Here is a 21205-nt window from a genome sequence, read left to right on the forward strand (position 1 = left end):
CCACGCGTGTCATGCGGCCTGCGGGCGCACAACCGCCCCGCGCCCCGGCCACGACGGAAATCCGGCCACCCGAGCAGCCCCCGTGCGCAACGCGATCAGGTAGACCGCCATCGGAACCGCCACGCCGGCGAGCGTGCCGAGCGCGAGGTGCGTCGCGAGACTGCCGACGCCCGCGCGCATCAGCACGATGCGCACGCCGCCCATCACCACGATATGCATCAGGTAGATCGGCATCGACGCCCACCCGACCGCCGCCAGCCACCCGGCCCGCGCGGGGGACGACGCATACCGGTACGCGAACTGCAGCATCAGCGCGATGCCGGCGAATGCAGCGGGCACGGCCCAGACGCTCGTTGCACCACCCAGGCCGTGCGCCAAAACGACCGCCGCGACGAAGACCGCCGCCGTCACCGCGCATGCCACGGGATGGCTGTGGCGTTCGAGCCATCCCGGCAACGCGCGCGATGCAACGACGCCGGCCACGAAGAACGGCCAGTTCATCAGCGTCGTCGACAGGATGCCCCATTGCGTCGCCGCGCCGACGGCCAGCCCGAGCACCGCGCTTGCCATGAGCACGCCGCGGATGCGCGGCGGCATCGGTACCTGCGCAAATGCAGGCACCCGCCGCGCAAGCAGCCAGACGCCGATCATGCAAAGCATCAGCGCATACAGGAACCAGAACTGCGCGAACGGCCGCCAGCCGATCGCCAGCAGGTCGGCGAGCGTGAATGGATGATTGGTGCCGTGCGACGCCATCGCGATCTGCACCCCGCCTTGCAGGACCGACCACAGCAGGTATGGATAGACGATCGTCCGCACCTTCGACCCCATGAAGCGGTGCGGCGCGCTGCGCAACGAGCCGCAGACGTGCAGCCCGGACAGGAAGAAGAACAGCGGCATGTGGAACGTGTAGATCACGTAGTCGATCCAAGCGAACACGGTATCGGGCAGGCCGGCCGGCACGAGGCCCGACGAGGCGACTCCGCGCAACACGTGTCCGTAGACGACAAGAATGATCCCCGCGCCACGGGCGACGTCGAGGCTGGTTTCGCGTGCGGTCGTAGTCATGTGAGCGGTCGATGCGGCGGCGCCGTCAGGGCGCGCGCGTTGCGAGTGGTCATGAGACGTTCCACTCTATGCATGCCGGCGGCGAAAGACTGTGGGCTGGGCGACAGTTAGCCGATATCGGGCGCATGCCGGATCGCCGCGACGCGCGCGGCTGCGGGCGACGCCCGTTGCGGCCGCTTTGCGAACCACCGGAACACGACAATCAACAGCACGACAGGTACGAAGTTGCGGCCGCTGAACAGGTTCGGAATCCGCAGGATTTCCATCAGCGACACATAAAGCACCGCGTGCGCGCAGCACCAGAAGCCGTTCCCGCTCCGCCACCCCGCGTAGCCGCGACCGAACACCCAGCCGGCAAACGCCGCGTTCAGCAACCCGAACCAGCCCCATTCGTAGAAGTGGACGAAGATGCCCGACGGATTGTTGAACTCGGGGTCGGCGTAGCTGTTCAGGAACAGGTCTAGACTGTCGCCCGAATCGAGCCACGGCTGCAGCGTCGCGCCGACCACCGGGAAGCGCAGCAGCCAGTCGAACGTGAACATCGGATGCCCGCTGCCCCAGCCGAGCACGTTGAGGATCCCGGCGCCGTTGTTCAGCGACGTCGAGTAGTACAGGCCCAGGCGTTCGAGCGCGAAATCGAAGATGTTGTCGTAGATGTTGATGTAGTAGGTTTCCCACGAACGGTTGTATTCGTTCACGATGAACAGGCCGAGCAGCAGCGGAATCGCCGCATACGGCCCGAGCGCCAGGAGCCGCGAACGCTTGCGGCCGAACCGGAATCGCACGACCATCAGCGCGAACGGCAATACCATCTCGATGATCGCAAGCCGTTCCGCGAAGATGAAGCTGCGCAGCAGCGTCAGCACGGTGAGCACGGCCAGGTACGCCTTGTAGCGGTTGAACCCCTTGACCGGCGTCCTGAACACGTAGAAATACAGCGCGACGAACGGCGCCGTCGCCTGCGTGAAGGTGCTCAGGCCGGTGACGCGCCCTTTCAGCTCGATCAGCTCGAACGTGTTCGCCGTGCCGGACAGGAACGACAACAGCACGGCCGGATGCGCGAGGATGCCGCTCATCATCACGAGATAGCCGAACAGCGCGAGCGCGAACACGAAATCGAGCACGCGCGGCGACAGCTCGACCGGCCCGTCGTCCGGCACGCGCCGGAACTGCGCGTCGGTCGCCGCGAACCACGCGGACGCGGTCAGCACCAGCAGGAACAGGCCGCCCGCGAACGCGGCGTAGCCGTCGAAATAGATGCGCGCGATCGACTTCTGATCGCCGAGCAGGCCGATCGACAGCATCGCGTACAGCGGCAGGATGAAGATCAGCACGAGCCGCGCCGGATCCTCCCACCAGTAACCCGCGTAACCGGCAGCCCGGGCGGCGCGCGCCGCCCGGCGCACCGTCGCCGGCTGTCGCTGCCGCACGCGCACGCCGGCCGCCACTCGTTTGTTCATGATGTCCGTTCCATCGCTTCCCGTGCGCGCACCGTGCGAAACCCGGTGCCGCGTATTCGCCGCTCAGCGCGCCGGCCGCCGCGCCGCCATCGCGCCGGCATAGCCGGACGCGGCCTGATGGGTGTTCGCCTCCGCGTATCCGTAGTCGTACCGTCCCGGCGTGCCCTTGAAATCGTTCAGGATCACGCCGCGTACGTCGATATGCGCGTGCTCGAGCCGCCGTGCGCTTTCGTCGAGTTCCGTCAGCGTCGTCACGCCGCTGCGCGCGACGAGGAACACGGTCCCGGCCAGGCGTCCGAGCACCAGCGCGTCCGCCACCGGCAGCAGCGGCGGCGCGTCGATCACGACCATGTCGTAGCGCGACGCGACGCGCTCGATCAGTTCCGCGAGCGCGGGCTGCAGCAGCAGTTCGCCCGGATCGGGCACGACGTTGCCCATCGGCATGAAATCGAGGCCGGGCATCGCGTCGCGCTTGATCGCCTGGTCGAGCGCGTGCGTGCCGGCGACCACATCCGCCAGGCCCGGCGCGCGGCTGTAGCGAAACCGCTCGTGCAGCGAGCCCTTGCGCAGGTCCGCGTCGATCAGCAGCACGCGCCGCTTCGCGGCACCCACCAGCGACGCGAGATTCGCGGCGACGAACGACTTGCCGACGCCCGTTGTCGGCCCCGAGATCAGCACGACGCGGTTCGGTGCGTCGGGCATCGACAATTGCAGCGCCGTGCGGAAATTGCGCAGGCTTTCGAGCGCCGCGCCCTCCGGGGCGCCCGGCGGCTCCGGCTTGCGCGCGGCGCGCCGCCGTGCTCCCTTCGACGGCGGCACGGCTTGCCCGGACACCGGGCTGTGCGGCACCGCCGCGAACACCGGCAGGCCTGTCGACCATTCGATTTCCTCGGCGTCGCCGACCGTGCCGGCGACACGCTGCCGCACGATCACGACCGCCGCACCCGCCAGCAGGCCGAGGATCAGCGACGCGATCACGGCCATCCCGCGATGCGGCCCGGTGGGCGTCTCGGCGACCTTCGCGGCATCGACGATCCGCACGGTACCGGTCTTGCTGGCCCGCGCGAGGATCATCTGCTGGCGCGTGTTGAGCAGGTTCGTGTAGAGCGCGGTATCGACGGCCACGTCGCGCTGCAGCTGCAGCACGCCCTGCTCGACGGTCGGCAACTGCTGGATCTGCTTGCGCACCGTGTCGAGCGAATGCTGTGCGTCGGCGAGCTGCGCGTCTACCGCGACGACTGCCGGATGCTTGGGCATGAACCGGGTCAGCAGCTCTTCGCGGCGTTGCTGCAGCGTCTGCACGCGGGTCTCGATGTCGACCGACTGCTGCCGCAGCGCCAGCCCTTCGTCGCTCGTGTTGACGGTGCCGTGCGACGCACGGAACGCGTTGAAGCGGCTTTCCGCCTGTTCGAGCTGCGCCTTCAGTTGCGGCAACTGCGCGTCCATGAAACGGATCAGCTTGTCGGCCGCCGCGGACTTGCGCTGCGTGTTCTGCGCCAGATACGCGTCGCCGACCGCGTTCAGCACGCGGCTGTCGTGCACGGGATCGGTACCGTCGAGCGTCACGCCGATCATGTTCGACTGCTTGCCGCGCTCCGAGATCAGCGCGTTCTTCTGCAGCCACGCCGTCGCTTCTTCGTCGGCGTAGCGCGTCAGGTCGAAGCGCGCGCCGGGCTCGCCCGCGACGCCGCGCACGAACACGTCGAGCGGCCCCTGCGGCGTCTCGACGTGCAGCGGCTGGCCGACCCTGCCCTGCCATACGGGGCCCGTCCTGCCGAGCAAGCCCGTGCGCTGCAGCGTATAGGCGCCGTCGTTGCCGACGGTCAGCGCGAAACGCTTGCCGAGGAAACGCTTCGGCACGTCGAAGGTCGGTACGTCGATGCGCTCCGTGCCGTACACGTAACCGCCCGGCAGCGGCGACGACAGCCCGTCGGCCGCGTTCACGAACCGCCAGCCGACGATCGGCAGGTAATGCGGCCGCGCGTCGACGGCCAGGTTGGTATCGTCGACCGCGCGCGCCATCACCGCGCGCGATTTCAGCACCTCGATCTCGGTCGACGCATCGGTCTTCAGGTCGAACACCGACGACGGATCGCCCGGCGGCGAGTTCGGCTTCGACTCGGTCGGGCTCTGCTCGACCTGGAACAGGATGTCGGTCCGGTAGACGGGGCGCGCGCAAAGCGCATAGACGGCCCCGGCAAGCACGCCCGCGAGCGCCGTGCACAGGATCAGCCGCCGGCCGCCGACCAGCATGGTCCAGTAGCGGCGGTACGGATAGGACGGCCGCAACGCGGGCCCGTCGTGCGGGTCAGGCAGGGTCAGGGAGTTCATGCAGGATCAGTCCCGTAGGCGCGACGAATCGCGATCGCGAAATCGGTCACGAAGTTCACGGCGAAATGGCCTTGGCCGTCAGCGCACCCTGCGCGGACGACGGAATCAGCAGGTTGACGACACGGCTCCAGCGCACCAGCGACGACGCATCGACGAACACCACGTCGCGACGCTCGAGCGGGAACCGGTCGGCCAGCGCGAACGAGGCCGGCGAACTCCCGTCGAGGTGATAGACCTGCGGCCGGTTGCCGGGCCCGCGCCGCACCACGTATACCTGCCGCGCGTCCGCCGTGTACTGGCTGACGCCGCCCGTGTCGCCGAGCGCTTCGCCGAGGCTCATCCGGCCGTCGGTCAGCGTCAGCGTCGCCGGACGCGACACTTCGCCGAGCACGAACACCTTGCTGTCGCTCGCCGCGCGCACGCGCACGAGATCGCCGTCGTGCAACAGGATGCTGGTCGGGTTGATGCCTGCGGCCAGCATCGCCGGCAGGCTCACCGTCACGGTCTTGTCGCCGCGCGTCACCGACACCCGGGAGCGGTCGGCCGTCGCGGTGAAGCCGCCCGCGCGGTCGATCGCCTCGGGCAGCGTCATCGGCATGTCGTTGACGATCTGCAGCCCCGGCGTGCGCACTTCGCCGTCGAGATAGACGCGCTTGCTGCGGTATGCCTGGACGCGCACCGCGATCTGCGGCTTGCGCACGTATTCGCCGAGCCGCTTCGTCAGCACCGCGCGCGCCTGCGCCTCGGTCAGCCCTGCCACGTGCACGAGGCCCGCATAGGCGAACTGCACGCTGCCGCTCGCGTCCACCGTATAACCGGCCGCGACCGAGCTGGCGCCGACGCCGTCGCCGCCGCCCGTCGTCTGGGTCGTCGGCAGGTTCAGTTCCGGGTGATCCCACACGACGATGCTCAGCACGTCGCCGGGGCCGATCACGTACGGCTTCGGCGTGCCGAACAGCTGGCGGATTTCCGCGTCGACACTGGCCGACTGTGCCGCATGCTGCTGCTCGACGAACGCCGGCGTGATCTCGATCAGATCCTCGCCCGATACGTTCTGAACGCCGTCGAGGCCGCCCGAACCCGATGCGTCGGCACCCACGCGCGCATTCGCGTCGCGTTCGGCAGGCGCGCGATACGTCATGCCCGGCGCCAGCGCGCACGCACTCAGCGCGCACACGGCGGCCGCCAGCGCCACGCGCGACAGCCAGGGCGTGCGTGACAGCAGCCTGCCGGCCGCCGATTCCTTTTGCGTCGTCGTTGACATGGTGTCCTTCCGAAACTGTGCGGTAACCCGCCAAACGCGGCGGGCTCCGGCATTACGCTTGCCAGCGCGGCTCGCCATGCGGCGCCGCGCCTCCCTCGTCACCGCACGTCATTCCGTACGATTCGTCATGAACTGCTCTTCGTCACTTTCGTCGCTTTCATCGCTCGTCTGCATCCTGTCGGCCGGTTTCGCGTGCGCCGCCGATGCGCAATCCGTGCGGTCCGACCCGGCCGACGCGCCAGCCTTCGCATCGTCGGCGCTGATTGCGCCGGCCCCGCTGCAGCGTTCGGCGCAAACCGCGACTGCCGGCATTGCAACCGCGGCATCCGATGCCGCGGAACCGGACCTTGCGCTTCCCGGCATTCGCACCACCGCGGAACCGGCATCGCGCGCCCGCAGCACGCTGCGGCGGCCGCTCGTGCCGGGCCGTCCGAGCCGCCCGAAAGCGGCCAGCGCGCCCGCAGACGACGCGTGGCGCAACGACACGCTGTACGCATCGCCGTACACGACGTCGCCCTATGCAAGGCCGGGCGATCCGGACTGATGCGATCCGGCCGGTCATGCACGGGCGTGACGGCGCCTGCACCGATACACGATTGGACACCGCCGCGACTGGCGCGTCTGTGAGCGAGCCCACCGAACGCCGATCTTCATACGAAGCGGGGATCGCACCCCGTAATCCGCGCAATCGCGACGCGATTCGCGTCACGGACTGCCGACCGATACGTTCGCGTACGGCCGCCCGGCTGCGTCGGATGCCGACGGATCGGCGGCGCGTGCGGCCGGCCAGCCCGGGTCGCTGCCCAGCGCCTGCATGCAGAGATCGATCACGGCGGCCGTTCCCGCCGCGCCGTACAGCGCGTGGTCGACCTGCGGCATCAGGTGCAGGCGCACATGGCGCGAGCGCCGAAACGCGCACTCGACCGCGCCGAAGTGGCGCCGGACGTCGTCGATGCCGGGATCGAGCGCGCCGTATACGAGCATCGTCCACACGTTGCGCTGCGCGAGCTCGCGCATCACGCCGCGCGGCGTACCGGCGCGCGGCTTCCAGCCGACGCGCGCGGCCGCCGCCTTCACCGGCACGCTGATGCGCGCGATACCGTTCGCCGCCACCGCGCGCAGGATCGGACGCAGGTCGCGCCGCTCGGCGACGAGCCGCTTCCAGCGCCGCCAGTCGCGCACCGACAGCCAGTAGCCGCGCACCGAGTTGATCCGCTGCTTCTGCGCCGCTTCGAGCGTGAGCCCGGCCGGCCACACGAAGCGCGCGAGATTGATCGCGATCACGCCGCCGAGCGACGCCGTTTTCACCGCCGCATGCAACGCCGCGTACGCGCCGGAACAGATGCCGGCCGCGATCACGTCCGGATGGCCGATCGCACGCAGCCAGTCCGCCGCCGACGCGACGTCGTCGATCGCCTGCGGCGAATACACGACGCCCGACTGGTCGTCCGGCGCACCGAACCCGCTGTCGCCGACGCCGGTCACGTCGATCCGCAACGTCGTCACGCCGGCCCGCGCCAGTGCGCGGGCGATGCGCACGCCGAAGCGCCCTTCGCCGCTGCGCGGATTCGTCGATGTGTTCGCGATCACGAGCGCCGGGCCGACCGGCGTTGCCGGCCGCGTCTCCGCCGGACGGCACAGCACGCCGACCAGCCGGCCCGGGCCGACCGCGACGACCTGCTCCGTCATGTCGCCCATGTCGAGCGCGACGGCCGACTCGCCGCTCCACGTCCCGACCGTGTGCGGTGAAACGCGGGCGGCGACGGCCGTATCCGGTGCGCGCCCGACGATCCAGTTCACCAGCGCATCGATCGCCGCGTGCGGCAGGCGTGAGCGCGTGCCGTCCAGCATCGTCGTCGGCCATTCGCGGAACGGATCGCACGTCACGTCCACGCTGCGCGCCAGCAACGCGTCGCGCAACGCGGGCCCGTCGCCCTGCTCCGGCTGGATCAGCAGCATCGCGCCGGGCAACGCCGGCGCGTCGCGCACCACGTCGCACAGATCGATAGCCTTAAGCGCATCGACGAAATCGGCCGGGTAGCGATGCCCGAGCACGTTCATGCACGATTCGTCGCGGTGCGCGACACGGATCGCGGGCGGCATCGTATCGAGCCACTGGCGATGCACGAACGACAGCTCGCGCAGGTATGCACGGCCGCGCACGACCGGCGACAGCGCCACCATCGCATCGACGCGCGGCGACGTGTGCCGGCCCGCGCCCGCGGCGGCCAGCATCGCGAACAGCGCACCCGCGCGGAGGCCGACGAGCGTCAGCGCGGTCACGCCCGCTTCGTCGCGCAGCAGGTCGATCGCGCGATGAATGCTGTCGATGCTGGCGGCATGGCGTCCGGCGTCGAGATCGTCGCCCGCGGAATCGCCGGCGCACGGATAGTTGAACCGCAACACCGTGACGCCCGCGCGGGCGAGACGCTCCGCGATCGCTCGCATGAGCTTGTGCGTCCACGCGGCCTCGTGGCCCAGCGATTCGCACAGGATCACGCCCTGTCCCGTCTGTCCTTCGTGCAGCCACCCCACACAGCTGCCGAACGTTATCGGTTTCACTCGGTACTCCTCGGATCGGTATTTGTTATTCCATGCGCACGCGCGCCGGCGGCTCCACCGGCATGCGCGGCTGCGCGATTCCCGCGGCGGGCCGGCGACGGCAGGAACACCGGCTGCGGTCTTCCGCCGCGCCCCTGCGCGGCCCGCTCGCCGTGTTCCATGCGCCGCACTGCCCCACGCGCGAGCCGGCCTCGCGCAAGCGCGCGCCGGCCGGCATGCGTGACATTCGCCGCGTTGCACCGGCTTCATTCGCCCGCGGGCCGGTCGTGCTGCCGGTTGCAGGCTTGGCCTGCATCACTTCCTCCGCGGACGAAACAGTGCGTCTGATTAGATCATTCGGCTCGATCGGCCTTCGGTGCGCCAGCTTACAAATGCATTCATCACCGCGGCGATACAACACGGCGCGCCCTGTCGCGATTCGTTCCGCTCGTGCGAACGGAATCCGCGAACGGTAGGCTCGCGAACAATGCGTCGCCGCACGGCCCGTATCATGGCCGCCATACGATGTGATGCAGCCGTGCCGGCATCGCCGGAACGGGTCGCGAATCCTCGCAGCCGGGTCAGCGCCGACCGGCCGCGCATCCGCACGGCAGCACGCAACCCGCCGCCATGCGATACCCAACGGCGCCGACCGAGCGAATGTCAAACCTCAAGAAGAACTTCCTGCTGCTGCTGACGCTGCAGATTTCGATGTATGCGGTGCCGCTGCTGATCGCGCCGCTGCTGACGCACGCGCTGGGCCCGGAAGGCTATGGCCAGCTCGCGTTCTCGCTCGCGGTCATCGCGTATCTCACCAACTGCACGAGCTACAGCTTCGACCTGACCGCGACACCACGCATCGCGCTCGCCCGCGACGACCGCGCCGAACGCTCGCGCATCTTCTGGGCGACGCTGTACGCGCAGATCGGGATCGCGGCCGTCTGCTTCGTCGTGCTGGTGGTGCTGACGCTCGTGATCGGGCGCTTCGGCGAGGATCGCGACCTGTTGCTGATCGGGTTCGGCATGGTCGCCGGCGTGGCATTCACGCCCGGCTGGTATTTCCAGGGCATGGAGAAGCTGCGCGCGCTCAGCCTGATCCTGTTCGTCGGCCGCGTGCTGAGTCTTCCCGCGATGTTCGCCGTCGTGCACAGCCCGGCGGACATCGATCGCGCGATGATCGTCAACGCCGCCGTGCCGGTGCTGTCGGCGATCGCGCTGGCCGTCTACCTGTATCTCCATCGCGAAATCGACTTCGTCCGCGTCGGCGTTGCCGACATTGCCGAATCGCTGAAAGGTGGCTGGCAGGTGTTTCTCGCATCCACGTCGATCGCGTTCTACGCATCGACCAACACCGTGCTGCTCGGCTTCGTGTCGGGCAACGTCGCGGCCGGCTACTTCGCCGCCGGCGACAAGCTGATCCGCGCGGCGCTCAGCATGCTCCAGCCGCTGAAGGCCGCCACCTATCCGCGCATCAGCTACCTGATGCGGCATGCGCGCAACGACGCGTTCTCGTTCCTGCGCAAGCTGTTCGTCGTGCAGGTCGTGATGGTGCTCGGCATCTCGCTGGTGATTTTCTTCGGTGCGCCGCTGGCGGTGCGCATCCTGTACGGCCCGTCGTACGAACCGACGGTTCACGTGCTGCGCTGGATGGCGTTCATCCCGTTCATGGCCGGCATGACCGACCTGTTCGGCGTGCAGACCATGCTTCCGCTCGGCATGAAAACGGCCTTCACGCGCATCCTGATGTCGTCCGGCATCCTGAACATCGTGCTGCTGCCGGTGCTCGCGAAGTATTTCGCCGAACTGGGCGCCGCCGCCGCCGTGCTGCTCGCGGAGGCTGCTGTTGCCGCCGCGCTCGCGGCCGTGGTCTATCGCGCCGGCATCCCGCTGCTCGGCAGCGCCGTTGCGCGCCGCTAGCATGCGGCCGCACGACGGCGCGGCGCGGGCCGCCCGCGCCGGAAGACTCGAACCCGCGTCACCGGGGAGTTGCTCATGGCAGACCTGACCATTGCAATCTGCAACTACAACCACGGCGCCTATCTGCGTGCCGCGATCGACTCCGCGCTCGCACAGACCGCGCACGGCATCCGCGTGCTGGTGATCGACGACGGATCGACCGACGATTCCCGCGACATCATCCGCTCGTACGGCGAGCGCATCGCGGCGGTCTTCCAGGAGAATCGCGGCCAGGTCGCCGCGTACAACCGCGCGCTCGAGCATGTCGCGACCCGATACGTCATCCTGCTCGACGCGGACGACCTGCTCTATCCCGACGCCGCCGCCCGCGTGCTGGCCGCGTTCGCGGCCGGCGACTTCGTGAAGGTGCATTTCCGGCTCGACGTGATCACGCGGGACGGCGCCGCAACCGGCGTCGCCGTCCCGCAGTCGGGCGTCGACGCGGATTGCGGGCGTCTGCTGCGCGCGGGCTGGCTGTATCCGTCGCCGCCCGCGTCGGGCAACGCGTACCTGAGCGACGCGCTCCGGCGCATCTTCCCGGTGCCCGTCACGGCCGACAACCTGCACGGTGCCGATTTTTATGCGATCTACGGAATCGCGCTGCTCGGCGCCGTCCACATGATCGACACGTCGCTCGGCGGTTATCGCGTTCACCAGCCGGCCGCACACGCCGCCGGCGACGCGAACGGCGATACCGCCGATCTCGCGTTCGCCAACGCGGAAGACGCAGCCACGGGGGCGTCGAAGGCTGAACGCCGATGGTCGATGCTGCGCACGATTGCCCGCTCGCGGCTTCACGAAGCGCTGCCGAGCGAACCGTTCGATTTCTCGATCGAAAAGGCCCGCTTCGCGAGCACGCTGTACCGTGCGCCGCTCGCGCGCCGCTGGCGCTGGTTCCTGTCCGATTCGGACCGTTACTGGCATACGGTGCTGCGCAATCCGTTCTGGCGTCCGTTCAAGAAACTGGCCGTCGCCGGGCTGTCGCTCGCGTGCCTGCTGCCATCGTCGACGCTCAGCGACCGCGCGATCCGCTACATCGCCAATCCGCTCGCACGCGCCCGCAAACCGTCCGATGCGCTCACCGCACGCGATCCGGGATCCCGCGCCGCCGGATAACGACGGGCCCGCCCGATTCGATGCGCACGCAACGAGACGAATCTCCTTCATCTCCACGTTCCCCTTCGCAAACGCCTGTACGCAGGTACTTCTTACCCCGCCGCACAGCCGCAATCGGGAACGATGACCGTCTTTTTGCCACGTCGCGCGACCGTGCCGAATAAAGATCGTACGTATCGGTAGAAACACCGATGCTGTAGTCGGACTACATTCATACCATTAGTCGCTGCTGAGAGTCGCTACATCCGATTCGACAGCGTCGAGCGGCCTGTGCGTCGCCGCCCGCGTTGACCGATCGAGCCCAACCGGCCGTAACGATTCCCCGCCTGGCCTGGCATGCCGACGCACAACCACACTGCATCGCCAGCCGAATGCGTCCGGTGCGAACCCACCGGATGTGCGCAGCTCCAGACATCATTCGAACAACCGGCAATTCGATCATGGAGAGCAACATGCGGGACAAACTCTGGCCGGCCGTCGTGCTGGCAGCGACCCTCTGCACCACCGCCTACGCGGGCGACGCCGATTTCAACTCGCAGGGCGACGCCACCGACGCGTTCGCGTCGTCCGCTGCGCAACGGCGCGCCGACCTGCTCGTGCGCAAGATGACGCTCGACGAAAAAATTCAGTTCATTCATTCGCAATACGAAATGTCCAAGGTGCCGGGCGGCGGCGCCGGCTACATCCAGGGCGTGCCGCGGCTCGGCATTCCCGATCTCAACATGGTCGACTCGGCGACCGGTTCCGGCAGCACGTCGCAGGCCAGCACGACGTTCCCCGCGACGATCGCCGTCGCCGCGAGCTGGGATCGCCGCCTGTCGTACGACTTCGGCAAGCAGGTCGCGATCCAGTTGCGCGCGCAAGGGTTCGGCATGGGCCTCGCCGGCGGCACCAATCTCGCGCGCGAACCGCGAGGCGGCCGCCTGTTCGAGTATCTCGGCGAGGATCCGCTGCTCGCCGGCGACCTGCTCGCCGAACGCACGCTCGCGACGCAGCGGCAGAAAGTCATCGCGACCATCAAGCACTACGCCGGCAACGAACAGGAGCACGGCCGGATGGGCGGCAACACGCAGATCGACGAGCGCACGCTGCGCGAGCTGTACCTGCTGCCGTTCGAGATCGCCGCGAAGCGCGGGCGGCCAGGCAGCGTGATGTGCAGCTACAACCGCCTGAACGGCACGTATGCGTGCGAGAACAATCACCTGCTGAACGACGTGCTGAAGAACGAATGGGGCTTCCAGGGCCAGGTGCAGTCCGACTGGGGCGCGACGCACAGTACCGCCGCCGCGATCAACGCCGGGCTCGACGAGGAAGAAGACGTCGGGCCGAGCGTGTACCTGACACCGGCGGCAGTCAAGCAGGCGATTGCGAACGGCTCGGTGTCGACCGCGCGCCTCGACGACATGGTGCGCCGCAAGCTCGCCGTGATGATCCGCGTCGGCGTGATGGACGATCCGGCCAAGGGCGGCGGCACGATCGATTTCGCGGCCGCGAACCGGTTCGCGCAAGCCGCCTCCGAGCAGTCTATCGTACTGCTGAAGAACGACGGCAACCAGTTGCCGCTTGCCGCGTCTGCGCTGTCGCATATCGCCGTGATCGGCGGCCATGCCGATGCGGCCGTGCTGTCGGGCGGCGGCTCGGGCAACACGCGCGACCCGGTGACGGGTTCGTTCGCGGGTTGCGGCGGCCTGACGTTCGGATCGTCGACGGGATGCAGCTGGTGGCGCAATCCGTGGCTGAAGGTCGACGTACCGATCGTCGCGGCGATCCGCGCGCTCGCGCCGGCCGCGCAGGTCACGTATGCGGGCAACAGCGACCAGCAGTCGCCGTTCCGCGCGTACACGCAGCAGGAGATCGACCAGGCCGCCGCGCTCGCGGGCCGCTCGGACGTCGCGATCGTCGTGGTCGCGCAGCCGGCCGGCGAGGATTTCGGCGAACTGCAAAGCCTGAGTCTCGCGAACCCGTCGAACCAGGATGCGCTCGTCGAAGCCGTCGCGCGCGCGAATCCGCATACGATCGTCGTCGTCCAGAGCGGCAACCCGGTGCTGATGCCGTGGAAGGACCGGGTGTCCGCGATCGTCGAGGCGTGGTATCCGGGCGAAGCCGGCGGCAAGGCGATCGCGAACGTGCTGTTCGGCGCCGTCAATCCGTCCGGCAAGCTGCCCGTCACGTTCCCGGCGCGCGACCAGGATTCGCCGACGTGGGGGCAAAACGGCGCGTTCGACAACGATCCCGTCTACGCGGAGAAGCTGAACATGGGCTATCGCTGGTATGACGCGCGCAACATCAAGCCGATGTTCGAGTTCGGCCACGGGCTGTCGTATACGCACTTCGCGTATTCGGGGCTGTCGGTGTCGCGGCAATGGGACGGCGCGCTGAGCGTCGCGTTCACCGTGCGCAACGACGGGCGCGTCGCCGGTGCGGAAACGCCGCAGGTCTATCTCGGCGTGCCGTACAAGGACGAACCGCCGAAGCGGCTGGTCGGCTGGGAGAAGATCCGGCTGAATCCGGGCGAGGCGCGGCATGTTCGCGTCACGGTGTCGCCGCGGATGCAGAGCGTGTGGGATACGTCGCGCAACGGCTGGCGCGTCGTGCCGGGCGGGACGGTATATGTCGGCGCGTCGTCGCGCGATATCCGGCTGCAGGGCAACTGAGCGGCGATGAATCGACGGGGGCGCCGCACATGACGTGCGCGGCGCCCCCGCATTTGCTCATCTGCTGATGATCTTCACCAGAACCACTCAACCGGCGCTCTGCTCCGGCCGGGCCGAGCGACAGATTTCGGCAAGCACATCGAGACCACGCGCCGGCTCGCGCACGAACGGATTCGACTCGTCCCATGCATAGCCGGCCAGGATCGAGCAGATCATCCGCTTGACTTCCGGCGCCTTGTCGTCATGGAAGACGATGTCCTGCAGATCGCCGGAATACCAGCGTTCGACGAATGCGCGGAACGTATCGATTCCCTTGCGCAGCGGCGTGCCGTAGTCGCGCTGCCAGTCGACCGTCTCGCCGCACAGGTGGCGCTCGAGCGTTGCGACCGCCAGATGGGACGACCGCAGCGCGATCGTCACGCCCGACGAGAAGATCGGGTCCAGAAACTCGCCCGCATTGCCGAGCAACGCGTAACCGGGGCCGTGAAGGCGCTCGACGTTCGACGCGTAGCCGCCAATGTGCCGCACCGGCATCACGAACGGCTTGCTGCCGACGAGGCGCGCCAGCGTGGGTTCGGTCTGCAGCAACTCGCGCAGCAATTCTTCGCGGCGCGTGTCCGGCACGTCGAGGAAAGCGGCCTCCGCCACGCACCCGACCGACGAGCGTCCGTTCGTTAGCGGAATCATCCAGAACCACACGTCGCGCCGCTCGGGGTGCACCGCGATGCAGATCTTGTCGCGATCGGTCGATCCCGCGGGCAAGCGATCCTCGACGTGCGAGAAGATCGCCGCGCGCATTGGCAGCCGCGTCGGCGCCTCGAGGTCGAGCAGGCGCGGCAGCACCCTGCCGAATCCGCTTGCATCGAGCACGAACGACGCGTGCACGCGGTAATCGCTCCCGGCTTCGTCCACGACATCGAGCGTCGGGCGATCGCCCGGCACAAACGCGCGCACCGTGTGACCGAATCGGACGTCGGCACCTTGCCGAGCCGCGCAGCGAATCAGCACGTCGTCGAACGTGGCGCGCTCGACCTGATACGCCGTCCCCCATCCTTCCGTAAACTTCTCGCGAAAATCGAACGACGACATCCGGTCGCGATGCACGAAGTACGCGCCGTTCTTGAACTGGAACCCTGCCTCGACGACCGCCTGCAGCATGCCGGCCTCGTCGAGATAATCCATGCTCTGCGGCAGCAGGCTTTCGCCGATCGAGAAGCGCGGAAAGTGCTGGCGCTCGAGCACCAGCACCGACCGTCCGGCCTTGCGCAACAGCCCCGCTGCAACCGCGCCGGCAGGTCCTGCGCCGATGATCGCTACGTCGACCGATTCCGATTTCATTTCATTCATGCTCGCCTTCCATCCCGGTTCATCGGGCAGGTTGATTCTTTGCGCCGCAATTCGGCGATGCAAACTACAATAACCGTTCAACAAAAGATACCAACGAGAAGCACATGACAGCTTATCGCACGCGCACGTCCACTTACGTTCCCGAAACCGCATTCGGCATCTGGTTTCTTCGCACGCACACCTGGGAACATCATGTGCTTCGCGTGGCCATCAACGATCTGAAGCGGCTCGTCGCGGCGCCGTTGCCGAAGTCGCCCGTCATCCTCGATGCCGGCTGCGGACAAGGCAAGTCGTTTCGCTTGCTGAACGACGCGTTCGCTCCCGGCAAGATCGTCGGGATCGACTGCCACGACGAATCGCTTGCGCATGCGTCGGAAGCAGCCCGGCACTGCGGCACCCTCGTCGAATTGCGGCATGCCGATTGCGCAAGCATTCCGCTCGCCGACGCAAGCGTCGACGTCGTTTTCTGCCACCAGACCTTCCACCATCTCGTCGAACAGGAACGTGCGCTGGCCGAGTTCCATCGGGTGCTGAAGCCGGGCGGCGTACTGCTGTTCGCCGAGTCGACCGACGCCTATATCAAGTCGTGGGTCATCCGGCTGTTGTTTCGACATCCTATGCAGGTCCAGAAAAGCGCGGACGGCTATCTCGCGATGCTGCGTGAAACCGGCTTCGCGTTCGACGCCCGAAACGTGTCGTTTCCGTATCTGTGGTGGAGCCGCGCGAATGACTTCGGCCTGCTCGAACGCATCGGCCTGCACAGCCCGAAGCCCGGCAAGCGTCGCGAGACGCTCGTCAACGTCGCCGCACGCAAGCCGGCCTGAACGGGGCCCGCCATCGGGCGGCCCTCGTTCAGGCTCGCCCGCCGCGCGTCAGTGCTTCAGCGTCACGACCTCGCCCGTCAGCGCCACGCCAGCCACGAATGCGCCCGCACCGCAGGTAAAGTCGGTCGTACTGCTGCGCAACACGTTCCGGTAGTTGCTCTTGATCCCGACGACAGCGTTGCCGCCCTCCTTCCGTGCTCGCGCCTGAAGCTCGAGCGCCGCCGACAGGAACACATGCTGGCACGCGGCCTCGTCGCTCTTGCCGAACGCGTTGGTTTTCTTGTTGGTCGCGAAGGTGCCGTACGACTTGACGATCTTCGGGTGCGACTGATCGCCGAAATAGAGCGCGACATCGCCGCCGAGCGTGTCGCCCTCGCTCGTCAGCGCGCTCTCGATCGGATAGTTGCCGACAGAATCGCGCGCATGAGCCTGCGACATCGCCAACGTGGAGAAGAGCAGCGCGAATGCAATCCGGTACTTCATACCATCCTCCGTGTCATTGCTTGTCGAGCAACACGACGTCGCCGGACACAGCGATCGCGCCAGCGCTGCCGCTCACGCCGCAGGTGTACTCGGTCGTCGAATCGGAACGCTTGTCGTGAAAGCGCGTCGTCACGTTGATGACCGCATTCCCGCCATGATTCTTCGCATATTCGCGCAGACGGTCCAGCGCCGTGCTCAACGCCTGTTCGCACGTCGGCTGTTCCGCGTCGGTCGCACGCCGCACGCGCACCGACTCCGAACGCGGGCCGATGCTGGTCTTCACTGCCGGATGAGCTTGCGTCCCGAAATACAGGCTGACACCCGACGCATCCTGCGCCGTCGCCGACGCGGGCAGCGGCAGCGAACGCACCACGGTGCCGCAGCCCGTCAACAACGTCGCCGCGATCAGCATGCCGGCCAGATGTGCTTTCTGCTTCATTGTTCTTGTCCTCTCAGCTCAGTAGGTTCACTTCAATTGCCTTTCCAGGCATCCAACAACACACTTGCGCAGCTTCCGCCGAACCCAAACGAGATCGACAGCGCGCGCTCGATCCGCGCGGTGCGTGCTTCGCGCACCAGCGGCATCCGTCCGAGTGCCGGATCGGGCTCGCCCTCGACCGCCGTGCCGGCAACGAAGCCGTCACGCATCATCAGGATCGTGTAGATCGCCTCGTGGGCCCCGCTCGCGCCGAGCGGATGGCCGGTCATTCCTTTCGTCGACGAAAACGGCGGCACGTTGCCGCCGAACACGTCGGCAAGCGCCTTCAGCTCCTCGACATCGCCAAGCGATGTCGACGGCGCGTGCGTGTTCACGTAATCGGGCAGCCGTCCGCCGCCTTCGATCGCCATGCGCATCGCACGCGCGATCCCCGCTGCGTGCGGCGTTGCCATGCCCGCGCCATCCGTGCCCTGGCCGAACCCGGTCAGTTCCGCGTAGATTCGCGCGCCGCGCGAGCGTGCGTGGTCGAGCGACTCGAGCACGAGGATGCCCGCCCCCGAAGCGATCACGAAGCCGTCACGGCCGCACGCGTACGGCCGCGATGCCTGCGTCGGCGTGTCGTTATAACCGGCCGACAACGCGCCCATCGCGTCGAACATCAGCGTCATGTTGTCGTGGAGCGCCTCGCTGCCGCCCGCGAGCACGATGTCCTGGCAGCCCGACCGGATCAACTGCATCGCATGCCCGATCGCCAGCGCACCGCTCGTGCACGCGGAAGACGGCGAGTAGGACACGCCCTCGATGCCGAACAACTGCGCGACGCACGCCGACGCCGTGCTGCTCATCGCACGCGGAACGATATAGGGCGGCGTCTTGTCGATCCCGCGCTGCACCGCGATCGCCATCGCGTCGTCGTAGTCGGCCATCGAGCCGATGCCCGAGCCGATGATCGCGCCGGCGCGCGGCGAGCGCAGCGTCGCGGGATCGAGTCCGGCATCGCGGAGTGCCGCGGCGGCGGCATGCGCGCCGAAGCGGGCGGTATCGCCCATGAAGCGCTCGTGCTTGCGCGCGAACGGCGCAGCCGCATCGACACTGGCGACGCCCGCGACCTGGCTGCGGAAACCACGTGCGCGCCAGCCGTCGACGCGACGGATAGCGGAGCGGCCGGCACGCAACGCGGCCGACACGTCGTCGAGCGAATTGCCCAGACACGACACGATGCCGAGCCCCGTGACGACGACGCGCGCCGGCGCGTAACCGGTTGCGCTCACGCGACGCCCCTGCGGAAGATCAACGACGTGTTGATCCCACCGAAGGCGAAGTTGTTGCTCATCGCGAACTCCGCGTCGATCGCGCGCGCGCCGTCGACGATGTAGTCGAGCGAAGCACAAGCCGGATCGACGTTATCGAGGTTGAGCGTCGGCACGTACCAGTTGCGCTTCATCATCTCGATCGTCCACCACGCCTCGAGCGCGCCGCACGCGCCGAGCGTATGACCGACATAGCTCTTCAGCGAACTGATCGGCATGTTTTCGCCGAACACCGATGCCGTCGCATGACTCTCGGCGACATCGCCGCGATCGGTCGACGTGCCGTGTGCATTCACGTACGCAATCGCCGCCGGATCGAGCGACGCGTCGCGCAGCGCCAGCCGCATCGCGATCGCCATCGTTTCGGCGGTCGGCTGCGTAATGTGTCCGCCGTCCGAATTGCAGCCGAAGCCGACGATCTCGGCATGGATCGTCGCGCCACGCGCGAGCGCATGTTCGTATTCCTCGAGCACCAGCGTCGCGGCCCCTTCCCCGACGACCAGACCGTCGCGGCCGACGTCGAACGGCCGCGGCGTCAGTGCGGCGGCATCGTTGCGCGTACTGGTGGCATACAGCGTGTCGAACACCGCGACGGCCGGCCCCGACAACTCCTCGGCGCCGCCGGCGAGCATCAGTGCCTGCTTGCCGGCCGCGATCGCCTCGTATGCGTAACCGATCGCCTGGCTGCCGGACGCGCACGCCGACGACGCCGGCACGATGCGGCCCTTCAGATCCCAGAACAGGCTGACGTTGACGGCCGTCGTATGCGGCATCATCTGCACGTAGCTGTTCGACGTCACGTCGCGCATCGAGCCGGTCTCGAGCATCGTGCCGAACGCACGGATCGGCTCGACCGAACCCGACGACGAGCCGTAAGCGACGCCCATCCGGCCGTCCTTGATCGACGGATCGTCAGCGAGCCCGGCATCGGCAAGCGCGAGTTCGCTCGCCCGCACCGCATACAGCGACACCGGCCCCATCGACCGGGTCTTCTTGCGCGGGTACCATGCCGGCGCCGCGAAGCCCGGCAGCGGACACGCGAGCCGCGTATGCAGCGACTCGTAGCAGTCCCACTCCTGCATGCGCCGCACCGCGTTGCGCGCGCCGCGCAGGCGCGCCTCGATTTCCGGCCACGTTTCGCCGAAAGCGGTCACGCCACCCATTCCCGTCACGACGACTCGCTTCATCACACCATCCCGCCGTTGACGCCGATCACTTGCCGCGTCACATAGGCCGCCGCATCGGACATCAGGAATCCGACCACCGCCGCCACTTCGTCGGGCTGGCCGACACGTCCCATCGGCACGGTCTGCAGCGCGTGCTCGAGCGGTACGTCATCGAGCATGCCGGTGTCGACGAGGCCGGGGGCAACGCAATTGACCGTGATGCGTCGCGACGCCAGTTCGACCGCGAGCGCCTTGGTCGCGCCGATCAACCCGGCCTTCGCCGCGCTGTAGTTGACTTGCCCGCGATTGCCGATGACGCCCGATACCGACGCGATCGTCACGATGCGTCCCCCGGCGCGCAACCGCACCATCGGCATCGTCAGTGGATGGACGACGTTGTAGAACCCGTCCAGCCCGGTCTCGATCACGACGTCCCAGTCCTCGTCCGTCAGCGCGGGAAACGCGCCATCGCGCGTGACGCCGGCGCTGCACACGATGCCGTAGTACGCGCCGTTCGCTTCCACGTCAGTCTCGAGCTGCTGCCGACAGGCCGTGCGGTCGCGCACGTCGAACTGCAGCACGCCCGCCGTGCCGCCCTGCTCGCGGATCGCGGCCGCGACGGCTTCCGCCTGGTCGCGACCGCTGCGGCAGTGAACCGTCACGGAGAAGCCGTCCGACGCGAGGCGCATGGCAACGGCCCGGCCGATACCGCGGCTCGCGCCGGTCACGAGTACTCGCCGAGTCATGAGTTGAAACTCCCTTCGATAAAAGACTGAAAATCGTCCGGCTGGTACACCTTGACGATCGCCTCCGCGCAGCACCGATCGCCTGCATGGATCGCGCATTCGTAGGCGCCGTGCCCTTCGTCACCGCGCAGCAATTCGCGCGCGGTGATCCGCAATGCCGTGCCGGCGTCGAACGCGGCCCGGTGCGCGGTGTAACGGTTCGCGCCGAGCAGCACGCCCGGTTTCGCTCGCCCGCCCGCATGCCGTGCGAGCAACCCGACGTGCGCGGCAATCGCCTGCGCCATCAGCTCGATACCGATCCACGCCGGCATCGCACCGTCGTCGCCGGCATACCAGGCATCGTCGCGCACGCTCGCGGCCACCTCGATCGCCGTTTCCGAACAGCGTTCGATCGCGTCGAGCAGCAACATCGTGCCGCGATGCGGCAGCACGTCGAGCACGTCGCAAACGGCGATCTCCGCACCGTCGTGCAACGTTTCGGTTAGCGAACCGGTCTGCAT

Annotated in this window: 17 protein-coding genes; 5 read left to right on the top strand and 12 right to left on the bottom strand. The window is 67.9% G+C overall.

What is annotated here, in order from left to right; all coding sequences use genetic code 11:
- Positions 1-9 precede the first annotated feature (9 nt).
- The 4 genes from BT264_RS05865 to BT264_RS05880 form a co-directional block, all read right to left on the bottom strand.
- Positions 10-1068: an acyltransferase family protein gene (locus BT264_RS05865; RefSeq protein ID WP_072436640.1), complete on the bottom strand. Its 1059-nt coding sequence runs from the start codon at positions 1066-1068 to the stop codon at positions 10-12.
- A 107-nt stretch (positions 1069-1175) separates the two neighbouring features.
- Positions 1176-2528, bottom strand: coding sequence for an oligosaccharide repeat unit polymerase (locus BT264_RS05870; protein WP_072436639.1), 1353 nt, complete (start codon positions 2526-2528; stop codon positions 1176-1178).
- 63 nt (positions 2529-2591) lie between these two features.
- Positions 2592-4859 carry a polysaccharide biosynthesis tyrosine autokinase gene (locus BT264_RS05875; RefSeq protein ID WP_072436638.1) on the bottom strand — a complete coding sequence of 756 codons (2268 nt, stop codon included), beginning with the start codon at positions 4857-4859 and terminating at the stop codon, positions 2592-2594.
- Between the two features lie 55 nt (positions 4860-4914).
- A complete protein-coding gene (locus BT264_RS05880; protein ID WP_371287036.1) occupies positions 4915-6000 on the bottom strand; it encodes a polysaccharide biosynthesis/export family protein in 1086 nt (361 codons plus the stop codon).
- Here BT264_RS05880 and BT264_RS39800 point away from each other — a divergent pair.
- The gene (locus tag BT264_RS39800; protein WP_256260579.1) at positions 5999-6667 is read left to right on the top strand and encodes a hypothetical protein; all 669 of its coding nucleotides are present in this window, start codon (positions 5999-6001) and stop codon (positions 6665-6667) included. The two genes, BT264_RS05880 and BT264_RS39800, sit on opposite strands and share 2 nt — an antisense overlap.
- Positions 6668-6828: 161 nt before the next feature.
- Here BT264_RS39800 and BT264_RS05890 read toward each other — a convergent pair whose 3' ends face one another.
- Entirely contained in the window at positions 6829-8685 is a 1857-nt protein-coding gene (locus BT264_RS05890; protein WP_072436635.1) for a serine aminopeptidase domain-containing protein, read from the bottom strand.
- Positions 8686-9324: 639 nt separating this feature from the next.
- On the opposite strand from BT264_RS05890, the gene BT264_RS05900 reads away from it, so the two are divergent.
- The 3 genes from BT264_RS05900 (at position 9325) to BT264_RS05915 (ending at position 14390) form a co-directional block, all read left to right on the top strand.
- Positions 9325-10581 (top strand): oligosaccharide flippase family protein, encoded by a 1257-nt coding sequence (locus tag BT264_RS05900; protein ID WP_072436633.1) that lies wholly within the window; start codon positions 9325-9327, stop codon positions 10579-10581.
- Positions 10582-10656: 75 nt separating this feature from the next.
- Positions 10657-11736 carry a glycosyltransferase family 2 protein gene (locus tag BT264_RS05905; RefSeq protein WP_072436632.1) on the top strand — a complete coding sequence of 360 codons (1080 nt, stop codon included), beginning with the start codon at positions 10657-10659 and terminating at the stop codon, positions 11734-11736.
- A gap of 452 nt (positions 11737-12188) precedes the next feature.
- Positions 12189-14390: a glycoside hydrolase family 3 C-terminal domain-containing protein gene (locus BT264_RS05915; protein WP_072436631.1), complete on the top strand. Its 2202-nt coding sequence runs from the start codon at positions 12189-12191 to the stop codon at positions 14388-14390.
- Between the two features lie 87 nt (positions 14391-14477).
- Here BT264_RS05915 and BT264_RS05920 read toward each other — a convergent pair whose 3' ends face one another.
- Entirely contained in the window at positions 14478-15737 is a 1260-nt protein-coding gene (locus BT264_RS05920) for an NAD(P)/FAD-dependent oxidoreductase (protein ID WP_072436630.1), read from the bottom strand.
- A 104-nt stretch (positions 15738-15841) separates the two neighbouring features.
- Here BT264_RS05920 and BT264_RS05925 point away from each other — a divergent pair, with 104 nt between their 5' ends.
- Positions 15842-16561: a class I SAM-dependent methyltransferase gene (locus tag BT264_RS05925; protein ID WP_072436629.1), complete on the top strand. Its 720-nt coding sequence runs from the start codon at positions 15842-15844 to the stop codon at positions 16559-16561.
- A gap of 48 nt (positions 16562-16609) precedes the next feature.
- Here the strand turns inward: BT264_RS05925 and BT264_RS05930 are convergent, their stop codons facing one another.
- The 6 genes from BT264_RS05930 to BT264_RS05955 are packed head-to-tail and all read right to left on the bottom strand — an operon-like array spanning position 16610 to position 21205.
- The gene (locus BT264_RS05930) at positions 16610-17044 is read right to left on the bottom strand and encodes an excinuclease ABC subunit A (protein ID WP_072436628.1); all 435 of its coding nucleotides are present in this window, start codon (positions 17042-17044) and stop codon (positions 16610-16612) included.
- 13 nt (positions 17045-17057) lie between these two features.
- A complete protein-coding gene (locus BT264_RS05935; RefSeq protein ID WP_072436627.1) occupies positions 17058-17483 on the bottom strand; it encodes a YbjQ family protein in 426 nt (141 codons plus the stop codon).
- A gap of 32 nt (positions 17484-17515) precedes the next feature.
- Complete coding sequence (locus BT264_RS05940; RefSeq protein ID WP_072436626.1) at positions 17516-18754, bottom strand: beta-ketoacyl-[acyl-carrier-protein] synthase family protein; 1239 nt, start codon at positions 18752-18754, stop codon at positions 17516-17518.
- Positions 18751-19980 (bottom strand): beta-ketoacyl-ACP synthase, encoded by a 1230-nt coding sequence (locus BT264_RS05945; protein WP_072436625.1) that lies wholly within the window; start codon positions 19978-19980, stop codon positions 18751-18753. Before BT264_RS05945 ends, BT264_RS05940 begins: the two co-directional genes overlap by 4 nt.
- Positions 19980-20705 (bottom strand): 3-ketoacyl-ACP reductase FabG2, encoded by a 726-nt coding sequence (locus BT264_RS05950; RefSeq protein ID WP_072436624.1) that lies wholly within the window; start codon positions 20703-20705, stop codon positions 19980-19982. The genes BT264_RS05945 and BT264_RS05950 overlap by 1 nt, the downstream gene beginning before the upstream one ends.
- Positions 20702-21205, bottom strand: a complete 504-nt coding sequence (locus BT264_RS05955; RefSeq protein WP_072436623.1) for a hotdog family protein — start codon at positions 21203-21205, stop codon at positions 20702-20704. The genes BT264_RS05950 and BT264_RS05955 overlap by 4 nt, the downstream gene beginning before the upstream one ends.

Origin of the sequence: Burkholderia sp. NFPP32 (assembly GCF_900119325.1) — a bacterium.
Lineage (GTDB): Bacteria > Pseudomonadota > Gammaproteobacteria > Burkholderiales > Burkholderiaceae > Burkholderia > Burkholderia pyrrocinia_C.